Source organism: Vibrio furnissii CIP 102972 (assembly GCF_000176175.1).
In the GTDB taxonomy this organism is placed as follows: Bacteria; Pseudomonadota; Gammaproteobacteria; order Enterobacterales; family Vibrionaceae; genus Vibrio; species Vibrio furnissii.
In genome coordinates, this window is sequence record NZ_ACZP01000013.1 from 953,963 (window position 1) to 966,114 (window position 12,152).

The following is a 12,152-nucleotide window of genomic DNA, read 5'->3' on the forward strand; positions in this document are numbered from 1 at the left end:
CCAGTGATAATGCTATATAGCATATTTAATCGAATTAATAGGTTATTAATGGGTATTATTTCTATATATAAATACGCCATTTCTATTTTCTGTGACGCGACCTTTAAAATAAGATGGCGCACCATTTACAAATACATATTCAATACCTTGCGCAACAGAAATTGGATGTTCAAATGTCGCAGTATCTTTAATTGTATTTGGGTTAAATAAAACTAGATCAGCGTATGCGCCTACTTTTATTTCACCCCGATCTTTTAATTGATAACGCGTTGCTGACATCCCCGTCATCTTGTGAATTGCTTCTGCCAATGAGAAAAGTTGTTCTTCTCGGCAATAATGACCTAAAACTTTCGGAAATGTGCCCCACAAACGCGGATGTGGATGTGGGTCATTTGGTAAACCGTCAGATCCCACCATGGTCAACTTGTATTTCAGTACACGTTTAACATCGCTTTCATCCATACAGTGATACACAGCACCGGCTGGTTGCAACGCTTTCGCTGCCTCCATCAGAGGGAGTTGCATCTCTTGAGCAATGCTTTTCAGCATCTTGCCAGCATGTTCTGGCTTACTTTCAGACCAGGTAATGAAGATGTCGATGTCTTCAGTCACCTGATTTAAGTCCAACGTTGAAGAACTCGCAGAATAGGGGTAACAGTCACAAGATACGTCTTGATGTTCAGAGACCTTATCCATCAAATCCAGCACTTCTACCGTGCGCCCCCAGTTGCCCGCACCTGCACATTTTAAATGGGATATCACCACGGGCACTTTGGCGTGCTGACCCGTTTCAAATGCTTCTTCCATGGCGCTGATAATTTCTTCGAACTCACTACGCATATGTGTGGTATAGATGCCGCCATGATGACCCAGAATTTCAGCCAACCGCATCACTTCACTCGCGTTCGCTTGTTTGGCACTCGCATAAGCAAGGCCGGAACTCAACCCCAATGCCCCCTCTGCCATAGCTTGCGCGAGCGTCTGACGCATTTGTTCAATTTCGCTGTCTGTCGCCGTACGCAACAAATCGTCCATGACGTTATTGCGTAACGTCGTATGACCAACCAACGCCGCGACATTGACCGCCGGGTTTGCCGCTTGAACCGCTTTGGCGTATGCGGCAAACGTGGGGTATTTAAAATCTTCAAGCTTACCCAATAGGTTCATCGGGTCTGGCGGTGTATCAGTCAGTACCGCGGGGCTTGCACTGATACCGCAATTGCCTACGATGACCGTCGTCACGCCTTGACTAATCTTGGGTAGGCAATCGGGATGACGAATTACATTCGTGTCATCGTGCGTGTGCACATCAATAAATCCCGGCGCCAAAGCAAGACCCTGACCATTGATAACTTTCTTTGCAGACAGCTCGTCAAGCTGCCCGACTTGCTCAATTCGATTTTGACGAATCGCAACATCAGCAATGAATGGTGCTGCCCCCGTACCATCAAATACCTCTACGCTTTTGATCATGGTATCGAACAACATACTTCACTCTCTCTGCCCGTCTTTAACATGATTCCATCTTAATAATTCTTGGCATTTAAACAGTGAAGAAACACACAAAAACAACAGCAATGTTTGATAGTTTCTAACATTTTGCTTATGGTAATTAAGAACAAGTAATTAATATCAACCACTTAAAGCATGTTACAAATAGGATGGCTATGAACAATCATCGACAAATTTTTGATAGAAACTATCATAATGAGTACGTCACAACGCCAGGTTATGGAGAAAAGTCTCAACCTGTTGCACGTCATTCGAACGGACGATACAGCTTGATCCATGAAGAGATCACGTTGCCCGCAGCAGTGATCAAAGCTTCTGCATTAAAAAACAACCTTGATTGGATGCAACGTTTTGCTAACCAGCATCATGTGAAACTGTCTCCTCATGGTAAAACCACCATGACACCCGATTTTTTCAAACAGCAATTAAAACATGGGGCTTGGGGAATCACCGTCGCCACACCAGCACAGGCAGAAGTTGCCGTACTCGCCGGGGCTGAAAATATCATCATGGCCAATCAATTAGTGGGGCGAGCGAACATGAACATCATCGCCAACTTAATTGAAGCACACGGCATCAACTTCTATTGCTGTGTCGATTCAAGCCGCAATATCAACGCCCTAGAACGCGTGTTCGCCGAACGTCAGTTATCTCTCAATGTATTCATTGAGTTTGGCGTCGAAGGTGGCCGCTGTGGCTGCCGAAGTCAGAAGGACATTGTGGAGCTCGCAACGCTCATCCACCAACAAACTCACCTCTCTTTAAAAGGGATTGAAGTCTATGAAGGCGTGATCCATGGTGACAATGCAGAACAAGATATTCGCAACTTCCTCAACAGCACATTAGAGCTCGCGGCGCTGTTACAAAAGAACCAGTTAATTGAGGCAAAACCAATTGTTACCGGAGCTGGTTCTGCTTGGTATGACGTCGTTTCTGAATGCTTTGCCGACCTGAAAGAGTTTGATGCCATCATTCGCCCTGGCTGCTACGCAATTCATGACACCGGCATCTACCTAGATGCACAAAACAAAGTGATGCAGCGAGCAGAAAGTAACCGCGGTGCAGCATGTGGATTAGGAGGGGATTTGGAATCAGCACTAGAACTGTGGGCCTATGTCATTTCTCGCCCTGAACCCACCAAGCTGGTGGTTGGCTTTGGCAAGCGCGACGTTGCCTTTGATGCTGGCTTGCCAACGCCTGAGCGCGCGTACCGCGATGGCGAAGCAATCACGATTGAAAGTGCCGTGACGACCGCAGTGATGGATCAGCACGCATTCATCGAAGTCAACGAAAATAGTGATCTGCAAGTCGGTGATATGATTGCCTTCTCCACCTCTCATCCGTGCTTAACCTTTGATAAGTGGCGCGCAGTGGCCGTTTGTGATGATGAATATCAAGTCACACATTGGGTCAAAACTCGTTTCTGATGATGAGCTTAGGAAAGCTTTTCGTTATACTTCATGCCAAACCTTTGGAGGCGCAGTCATCGCCTCCATGTAAAACATAGGAAGACAGCTTGAGCTTAGAAGTCGATATTATTTCTCAAATCACGGAACGTTTTAGTGCTTTACGCGATGCCGAAAAGAAAGTCGCAAAGTTGATCATGGACGACATTCAAGCCGCCGCCAATGCCAGCATTACAGAACTGGCAGAAAACGCAGAAGTGAGTGAAGCCACCATCACACGTTTTGCGAAAGCAATTGGCTGCAAAAATGTGCGTGAAATGAAGATCAAACTGGCGCAAACCTTAACAGTAGGACAACGATTCATCCTTGAGCCACCGGATCAAAGTGGCTACCAAGGAATTTATGAGTCGATCAAACAAACCCTCGATATCAATCGAAGTTTGATTGTTGAAGAGGATATCGAGAGCGCCGTGAGTTGGCTGCATGAGGCGAGACAAGTCATTTGTGTCGGCATGGGCGGCGGTTCAACAATTGCTGCCCAAGAAATGCAGCATCGGTTGTTCCGTTTGGGTTACCCAGTTGTTGCCTATAACGATGGATTACTGTCGCGAATGATTGCTGCAACCGCGGATATCAATGATGTTTTGGTGATGATGTCAGCGACAGGCTATACCCCGGCCATCATCGAAACAGCACAGTTGGCAAAGCAATACGGTGTGAAAATTATCGTCATTACTCCCAAAAACACACCACTGACTGAACATGCTGACCTCGTTTTGCCTATCGAGCATCAAGAGACTGATTTCATTTACAAACCATCAGCTTCCCGTTACGCAATGCTGGCTTTAGTGGATGTGCTGTCGATGGCATTGGCAGTCAATCACAAACGGCGTTCGAGAGATAAACTACGTCGACTCAAAGTTGCGCTCGATTCCTATCGTGGTGGTTTAGAAAGACAGCCTCTAGGGGATTAATATCTAAAAACCGTCAATCCATCCCAAACATTATTCAGCTTGTTTCTGCAGATCCCAGTCTTTCCAAACAGGTTCTACGCCAGCAGGCAGCCAAAGATTACGCCCCAATTCCATCCACGGAGACGGGTAATGAAAGTCGCTGCCTTGAGAAGCTAATAGGTTGTATTGTATCGCATAATCGGCCAAGTTGCGTTTTTCTTGTGGCGCTTGCTGCGGCTGTGCGACTTCCATGGCATCACCGCCCGCGTCTACAAACGCTGCAATGAGGCGCTTTAGCCATTTGGTCGTCAAGTCATATCGGCCGGGATGAGCCAATACCGCCTGACCGCCCGCAGCATGAATCGCGGCAATCGCTTCTTGCATGGTGCACCAGTTCGGTGGCACATAGCCGGGATGATTGCGCGTCAGGTACTTCTTAAAGACCTGCTGCATATTCTTCACATACCCAGCGTCCACCAGCCATTTGGCAAAGTGCGCACGCGTGATCGGCGCATCGCCAGCAATCGCTTTCACTTCCTCAAGCACGCCCTCACGCGTCGCCTTTTGCAAACGCTCAGCAATCATCTCAGCGCGAACCATGCGGTGTTGCTTTTGCTGGTCAATAAGCGCACTCAGCTCAGGATGATTCGGGTCGATATTCAAGCCAACAATGTGGATGTCTTTGTTCTGCCACACGGTAGAGATTTCAATGCCGTTGATCAGCGTGAGCGAATAGCCGCGCTCGGCAATGTATGCACGCGCCGGCGCCAAGGCATCCACGGTGTCGTGATCGGTAATCGCCAGTGCATCTAGATTAAATTCAACTGCTCGGTCAATGAGTTGGTCGACGTTCAGACGGCCATCGGATGCAGTTGTGTGACTGTGTAGGTCAATTTTTAGCATTTTTTTGAATTTGCCTGTTTTTAAGGCTTGACTTTCGCACCTCGCACTAGTTTACTAGTACACAAATACGAGAGCACATGAATAAGGCTTCCTATGTTACAAGAATTTAACCCAAACCATAATGCAAATTTAAGCGCAGCATCTGCTGAGCTGAGCTGGTGGCGCACTTGGGCAAGTTCTTGGTGGGCTCACGTGTACTCTTAAGAAAGGATACGCCTGAAAAAGCCCGCTCACCAGCGGGCTTTTTTTTCAGCCATTTTTATACGAAATTCACCGGCTCGGTTCATCATACAAATTACGCATTCAACATCGATACTGAACAAGAGCCGCGACGTAAACCGTTTAAAACAGATAAGGAGGTCTTGTGAACAAGGCCATTGAAATCAAAAATCTAGCACAACTTGAAGTGCTCAACGCAACGCTACCATACACGCAAGACCCAACGGCGCTGTTTCACGCTCTGTGTGAAGGAAAGACCGATTGCTTGCTGCTGGAATCGGCAGAAATCGATTCGAAACAGAATCTGAAAAGCCTACTGCTGATCGACGCCGCGGTGCGCATTATCTGTTTCGGTCACCAAGTGACGTTTCAGGCGCTGAGCGACAACGGCCGCGCGCTGATTGAAGTCCTTGCACACAATGTGGTGGCCAATATTCCCGCAACGCGCAGCGACGACGCGCTCACGCTGACGTTCACCACACCATGCGATACGTTGGATGAAGATTCTCGCCTGCGTGAAGCCTCATCGTTTGATGCGTTGCGTTTGGTGCAACACAGCTTTGATTTGTCGGGCCACGACAAACACGCGATTTTCCTCGGCGGCCTATTCGCTTACGACATGGTGGCCAACTTCGAACCGCTGGGTGATGCCACCGCGATCAATCAATGTCCAGATTACGTGTTTTACGTCTCTGAGAACCTGATGATTGTCGATCACCAGAGTGAAAGCTGCCTGCTTCAAGCCACCGCCTTTACCGCCGACAGCGCGGTTAAAGCGACACTGCGTCAGCGTCAGGAAGCAATTCGCGCGCAGGCTTCACAAACTTTGACTCAGCCGCAAGCGACAAAATTGGCTGAAGTCACCGTCGAAACCAACATCAGCGATGCAGATTTCTGCGACATCGTCAGCGATTTAAAACAGTACGTGGTGAAAGGCGATATTTTCCAAGTGGTACCATCACGCCGCTTCATGCTGCCATGCCCTTCCCCATTAGCAGCTTACCAACGCCTAAAAGAGAGCAACCCAAGCCCTTACATGTTCTACATGCAAGACGAACGCTTTACGCTGTTTGGCGCGTCGCCAGAAAGCGCACTGAAATACGCGACCGATACCAACCAAATTGAAATTTACCCAATTGCGGGTACCCGTCGCCGTGGCAAAAATGCTGATGGTTCAATCAACTTCGATCTCGACAGCCGCCTCGAGCTGGAACTGCGCTGCGATAAAAAAGAGAACGCCGAGCACATGATGCTGGTTGATCTGGCGCGCAACGACGTAGCGCGCATTGCCCAAGCAGGCAGCCGCCATGTGGCGGACTTGCTGAAAGTCGACCGCTATAGCCATGTGATGCATTTGGTGTCCCGCGTGGTGGGTCAACTGCGTGACGATTTGGATGCGCTGCACGCTTATCAAGCCTGTATGAATATGGGCACCCTGACCGGCGCACCCAAAATCCGCGCGATGCAACTGATTCGTGATGTGGAAAAAGAGCGTCGTGGTAGCTACGGTGGCGCCGTTGGTTACTTAACTGGCGAAGGCGATTTAGACACCTGTATTGTGATTCGCTCTGCGTATGTTGAAAACGGCATCGCCCAAGTTCAAGCCGGTGCGGGTGTGGTGTACGACTCCGACCCACAAGCCGAAGCCGATGAAACTCGCGGCAAAGCACAAGCGGTTATTTCCGCAATTCAATTTGCTCATCAGGCGTAAGGAATTTCATCATGACACACTCAGCAAATATTGTTTTCATCGATAACTTCGATTCCTTCACTTACAACTTGGTGGACCAATTCCGCTCGTTAGGTCACCGCGTCACGGTATACCGTAACCACATCGCCGCCGATGTGATTGAACACGCCGTGTCACAACTAGACAACCCAGTCGTCATTTTGTCACCCGGCCCGGGCGTGCCGTCTGAAGCAGGTTCGATGCCAGAAATCCTGCAACGCCTGAAAGGCAAAGTACCGATGATTGGCATTTGCCTTGGCCATCAAGCCATGGTGGAAGCCTACGGCGGCACCGTGGCTGGCGCCGGTGAAATTGTCCACGGCAAAGTGTCGATGATGGAACACGACAACCATCCCATTTACGAGGGCCTGCCTTCTCCGCTGGCGATTGCGCGCTATCACTCACTGGTTGCGACCTCAGTGCCTGACAGCCTGAAGGTGACTGCCGAAGTCGATGGTTTGGTGATGTCGATTGTCCATGACGAAGACAAACTGTGCGGGTTCCAGTTCCACCCCGAATCCATCATGACCACCTACGGGGCGACGCTACTGGCGAACGCAATTAACTGGGCGTTGGCGCGATAACAGCACACAGCACAACCAAATAGACGAACACACCGGATTCGCAAACACAACGATTAGAGCGGGTCATTCGGGATACGGAGAAAGCATCATGCAACACATCATCACCAAACTTTACGCGCAAGACGCACTGACCCAAGCCGAAAGTCAGGCCTTGTTTGACTACATCATTCGCGGCGAATGTGAACAGCCACTGATGGCTGCAGCGCTGACGGCACTGAAAATCAAAGGCGAAACCCCCGACGAAATCGTGGGTGCCGTGCGCGCTTTACTCGCCAACGCCAGTCCATTCCCACGTCCAGATTACGATTTTGCGGACATCGTCGGCACGGGCGGCGACGGTGCCAACACCATTAACATTTCAACCACGTCGGCGTTTGTCGCTGCGGCGTGCGGCGTCAAAGTGGCCAAACACGGTAACCGCGGCGTATCGAGCAAATCCGGATCGTCTGATGTATTAGATGCGTTTGGCATCAACATGACCATGAGCGCTGAACAATCCCGTCAAGCACTGGACGACTTGGGCGTCGCCTTCCTATTCGCTCCGCAATATCACGGCGGCTTTCGCCATGCGATGCCGGTGCGTCAAAGTTTGAAAACTCGTACGATTTTCAACATTTTAGGTCCACTGATTAACCCAGCGCGTCCCAATATCGAACTGATGGGCGTGTACAGCCAAGATTTGGTTCGTCCTATCGCAGAAACCATGGTACAAATGGGTTTGAAACGAGCCGCTGTGGTTCATGGTTCAGGATTGGACGAAGTGGCAATTCATGGTGTGACCCATGTTGCCGAAATCAAAGATGGCGAAATTACCGAATACACCTTAACGCCGCAGGACTTTGGTTTGGAAACCTACCCGCTGGAAGCGATTAAAGGTGGCGAGCCTCAGGAAAATCGCGCCATCATCGAAAATATTCTGACTGGCAAGGGAACGCCTGCTCAAGTCGCCGCAGTTGCGGTTAACGTTGCCCTGTTGTTGCGCCTATTTGGCTTTGAAGATTTAAAAGCCAACGCACAACGCGCCATTGATGTCATGAACTCAGGCAAAGCGTTTGATCTGGTAAAACAACTAGCAGAGCGAGGTTAAGCCCCTGATGTCTGAAATGAACGTGTCTGAACAAAACGACCAGCTGTCTGAACACATCTCCGTGAAGAATGCGCAGATGGCCGAAGTCTTGGCAAAAATCGTCAACGATAAAATCACTTGGGTTGCAGCGCGCAAGTTGGCGCAACCGGTCGATACCTTTAAACCGCTGTTGACCCCATCAGATCGCGACTTTTACGCCGCGCTAGACAGTGGCAAAACCGCTTTCATCCTTGAGTGCAAAAAGGCGTCACCATCGAAAGGTCTGATTCGTCAGCAGTTTGATCTGGATTACATCGCATCGGTCTACAACCAGTACGCCAGCGCGATCTCAGTGCTGACCGATGAGAAATACTTTCAAGGCAGTTTCGATTTTCTGCCGCGCGTGCGTGCTCAAGTGACTCAACCCATCTTGTGCAAAGATTTCATGATCGATACGTATCAGGTTTACCTCGCCCGTCATTACGGCGCGGATGCGATTCTGCTGATGCTGTCGGTATTAGATGATGACACATACCGCGAGTTGGCCAATGTGGCGCATGAGCTGGGCATGGGAATTCTGACCGAAGTCAGCAACGAAGAAGAACTCGAACGCGCCGTGGCACTACAAGCTCGCGTGGTTGGGATCAACAACCGCAACCTGCGCGATCTCACCACCGATCTGAATCGCACCAAGCAACTGGCTCCTAAACTGCCGCAAGGCACCACGATCATTTCCGAATCGGGCATTTACACCCACCAGCAAGTGCGCGACCTCGCCCGCTTTGCCAAGGGCTTCCTGATTGGTAGCTCCCTGATGAGCCAAGACAACGTGGAACTGGCGGTTCGCAAAGTCGTGCTGGGCGAAAACAAAGTGTGTGGCTTGACGCACCCCGACGATGCCGTGAAAGCCTATCAATCCGGCGCGGTGTTTGGCGGGTTAATTTTTGCGCAGCACTCCAAACGCTGCGTGGATCTTGAAACCGCTCGCCTCACGATGAGCGGCGCGCCCCTGCAATACGTTGGCGTGTTTCAAAACGACAGCATCGACACCATCGCTCACGCGGTCGAAGAACTGGGATTGTTTGCGGTGCAACTGCACGGTAATGAAAGCCAAGCAGACATTGATGCGCTCAAAGCACGTTTACCTGAATCGGTTGAAATCTGGAAAGCTTACGGCGTCACCGATCGCATGCCGGCCCTACTCAACCAAATCGACCGTCACTTATTGGATGCCAAAGTCGGCAATCAAAGCGGCGGCACAGGGACGGTGTTCGACTGGTCGCTGATTGAATCGCCCGAGCGCATCATGCTGGCTGGCGGTCTCAACCCAGACAACGTTCAGCAAGCGGCCAAATTAGGCTGTCTTGGCTTGGATCTCAACTCTGGGGTGGAAAGCGAACCGGGTAAAAAAGACATCACCAAACTCCGTCAAGCATTCAACGAAATTCGTAATTATTAATCACTCGTACTCCCCCTTTGAGTCGCTCACGCGAGCTGTTTTCACGCCAAAGGGGACGTACATCGGTTATGGAAGGATAGGACATCATGGCAAAACTTAACGCCTACTTTGGCGAATACGGTGGTCAATTCGTACCACAAATTCTGGTTCCGGCGCTGGATCAACTTGAACAAGCGTTTATTGATGCGCAAGACGATCCGCAATTTCGTGCGGAATTCATGACGCTACTGCAAGAGTACGCCGGTCGCCCAACAGCGCTGACACTGACGCGCAATATCGTCAAAGGCACCAAAACCAAGCTGTACTTGAAACGTGAAGATCTGCTGCACGGTGGCGCGCACAAAACCAACCAAGTACTCGGTCAAGCGCTACTGGCGTTGCGCATGGGCAAAAGCGAAATCATCGCCGAAACAGGTGCCGGTCAACACGGCGTGGCCACCGCACTGGCGTGTGCGCTGCTCGGCCTGAAATGCCGCGTGTACATGGGCGCTAAAGACGTGGAACGTCAAAGCCCGAACGTTTTCCGAATGCGCTTGATGGGCGCGGAAGTGATTCCGGTTCATTCCGGCTCTGCAACGCTCAAAGATGCATGTAACGAAGCGCTGCGTGACTGGTCTGGTAGCTACGAAACGGCGCACTACCTGCTCGGTACAGCAGCAGGCCCTCACCCCTTCCCAACCATTGTGCGCGAATTCCAACGCATCATTGGTGAAGAAACCAAAAACCAAATTCTGGCTCGCGAAGGTCGCCTGCCTGACGCGGTCGTGGCGTGTGTTGGCGGTGGCTCGAACGCCATTGGCATGTTTGCAGACTTTATTGAAGAAGAATCGGTGCGTTTGATTGGTGTCGAACCGGCAGGCAAAGGCATTGATACCGATATGCACGGCGCGCCACTCAAACACGGCAAAACCGGCATCTACTTCGGCATGAAATCACCGATGATGCAAGATGAGCACGGCCAGATTGAAGAGTCTTACTCCATTTCTGCCGGTCTTGATTTCCCATCCGTGGGTCCTCAGCACGCACACCTGCATGCCATTGGCCGCGCAGAATATGAAAGCATTACCGATGACGAGGCGTTGGACGCGTTCCAAAAACTGGCACGCACCGAAGGGATCATTCCGGCTTTGGAATCGGCCCACGCACTAGCCCACGCGGTGAAAATGGCGTACGCCGAGCCGGAAAAAGAGCAGTTGCTGGTCGTGAACCTATCCGGTCGCGGTGACAAAGATATCTTTACCGTGCATAAGATTTTAGAAGAAAAAGGAGTGCTGTAATGGACCGCTATCAATCGCTTTTTCAGCGTCTGGCTGACAACAACCAAGGTGCCTTCGTGCCATTCGTCACCATGGGCGATCCAAACCCTGAGCAGTCTCTGCGCATCATGCAGACGTTGGTGGAAGCTGGCGCCGATGCACTGGAACTTGGCATTCCGTTCTCGGATCCATTGGCTGACGGACCAACCATTCAAGGGGCGAACCTGCGTGCGCTGAACTCAAAAACGACGCCTGACGTCTGCTTCGAGTTGATCGGCCAGATTCGCGCGCAATATCCTGATTTGCCGATCGGTTTGCTGATGTACGCCAACTTGGTTTACTCACGCGGCGTCGAAAACTTCTACCAACGCTGCCAACAGGCGGGTGTCGATTCCGTGCTGGTTGCCGATGTCCCAACCAACGAAAGTGAAGAATTCGTGGCTGCGGCACGTAAATTTGGCATCAAGCCTATCTTCATCGCCCCGCCAACCGCTAGCGATGAAACGATGAAAGCAGTGGCCGAACTGGGTGGGGGTTACACATATCTACTCTCACGTGCAGGCGTAACCGGTACTGAAACGAAAGCCAACATGCCCGTTCACGCGCAGCTCGACAAGCTGACGCAATACAATGCGCCGCCATCACTGCTGGGTTTTGGGATCTCTGAACCGGCGCAAGTGAAGGAAGCCATCGCATCGGGTGCAGCAGGGGCAATTTCTGGCTCTGCCGTCGTCAAAATCATCGAATCCAACCTCGATAACTTTGACGAAATGTTAAATAAACTCGCTCAATTCACGCAAAACATGAAAGCAGCCACCCACAAATAATCATGCAATTTATGTGTTCGGTTTCTTAACTCATTTAGAAACCGAACATTTTCGCAACAATTCATTTCTTTCGTCATTCATTTATCTTCCACGAAAAATCCGCGCTTCACATTACCAAAATCAATAGCAAACGTTTTCTTTTGGACAAAAAACCATCTTACGTCAATGAATTCGCTTTTCTACTGACAATTCACTCGATGCACATATTGCCAATTGTGAAAGTTACGTGTAAAAAGTC

The 12,152-nt window shown here is 50.3% G+C and carries 11 protein-coding genes and 1 other annotated feature; of the genes, 9 read left to right on the forward strand and 2 right to left on the reverse strand.

Going from position 1 to position 12,152, the window contains the following annotated elements; translation table 11 throughout:
- Positions 1 to 45: 45 nt before the first annotated feature.
- Positions 46 to 1,488, reverse strand: coding sequence for an N-acyl-D-amino-acid deacylase family protein (locus tag VFA_RS08380; protein WP_004726279.1), 1,443 nt, complete (start codon positions 1,486 to 1,488; stop codon positions 46 to 48).
- A gap of 179 nt (positions 1,489 to 1,667) precedes the next feature.
- Between VFA_RS08380 and VFA_RS08385 the strand changes: the two genes are divergently transcribed.
- Positions 1,668 to 2,939 carry an amino acid deaminase gene (locus VFA_RS08385; protein ID WP_004726280.1) on the forward strand — a complete coding sequence of 424 codons (1,272 nt, stop codon included), beginning with the start codon at positions 1,668 to 1,670 and terminating at the stop codon, positions 2,937 to 2,939.
- Positions 2,940 to 3,028: 89 nt separating this feature from the next.
- Positions 3,029 to 3,892, forward strand: a complete 864-nt coding sequence (locus VFA_RS08390) for a MurR/RpiR family transcriptional regulator (RefSeq protein ID WP_004726281.1) — start codon at positions 3,029 to 3,031, stop codon at positions 3,890 to 3,892.
- Positions 3,893 to 3,922: 30 nt separating this feature from the next.
- Here the strand turns inward: VFA_RS08390 and rnm are convergent, their stop codons facing one another.
- Complete coding sequence (gene rnm, locus VFA_RS08395; RefSeq protein ID WP_004726282.1) at positions 3,923 to 4,774, reverse strand: RNase RNM; 852 nt, start codon at positions 4,772 to 4,774, stop codon at positions 3,923 to 3,925.
- 93 nt (positions 4,775 to 4,867) lie between these two features.
- On the opposite strand from rnm, the gene trpL2 reads away from it, so the two are divergent.
- The 7 genes from trpL2 (at position 4,868) to trpA (ending at position 11,914) form a co-directional block, all read left to right on the forward strand.
- Positions 4,868 to 4,978, forward strand: a complete 111-nt coding sequence (trpL2, locus tag VFA_RS23150) for a tryptophan operon leader peptide (protein WP_081454201.1) — start codon at positions 4,868 to 4,870, stop codon at positions 4,976 to 4,978.
- Positions 4,925 to 5,024, forward strand: a sequence feature (Trp leader region). Its footprint overlaps the gene before it by 54 nt.
- Before the next feature lie 114 nt (positions 5,025 to 5,138).
- Entirely contained in the window at positions 5,139 to 6,704 is a 1,566-nt protein-coding gene (locus VFA_RS08400) for an anthranilate synthase component 1 (RefSeq protein ID WP_004726283.1), read from the forward strand.
- An 11-nt stretch (positions 6,705 to 6,715) separates the two neighbouring features.
- On the forward strand, positions 6,716 to 7,306 hold the full coding sequence (locus tag VFA_RS08405; protein WP_004726284.1) for an aminodeoxychorismate/anthranilate synthase component II: 591 nt from the start codon (positions 6,716 to 6,718) through the stop codon (positions 7,304 to 7,306).
- An 88-nt stretch (positions 7,307 to 7,394) separates the two neighbouring features.
- The gene (gene trpD, locus VFA_RS08410; protein ID WP_004726285.1) at positions 7,395 to 8,393 is read left to right on the forward strand and encodes an anthranilate phosphoribosyltransferase; all 999 of its coding nucleotides are present in this window, start codon (positions 7,395 to 7,397) and stop codon (positions 8,391 to 8,393) included.
- 7 nt (positions 8,394 to 8,400) lie between these two features.
- Positions 8,401 to 9,831, forward strand: a complete 1,431-nt coding sequence (trpCF, locus tag VFA_RS08415) for a bifunctional indole-3-glycerol-phosphate synthase TrpC/phosphoribosylanthranilate isomerase TrpF (protein ID WP_004726286.1) — start codon at positions 8,401 to 8,403, stop codon at positions 9,829 to 9,831.
- 86 nt (positions 9,832 to 9,917) lie between these two features.
- A complete protein-coding gene (gene trpB, locus VFA_RS08420) occupies positions 9,918 to 11,108 on the forward strand; it encodes a tryptophan synthase subunit beta (protein WP_004726287.1) in 1,191 nt (396 codons plus the stop codon).
- On the forward strand, positions 11,108 to 11,914 hold the full coding sequence (gene trpA, locus VFA_RS08425) for a tryptophan synthase subunit alpha (RefSeq protein ID WP_004726288.1): 807 nt from the start codon (positions 11,108 to 11,110) through the stop codon (positions 11,912 to 11,914). The genes trpB and trpA overlap by 1 nt, the downstream gene beginning before the upstream one ends.
- The last annotated feature ends 238 nt before the right edge of the window (positions 11,915 to 12,152 follow it).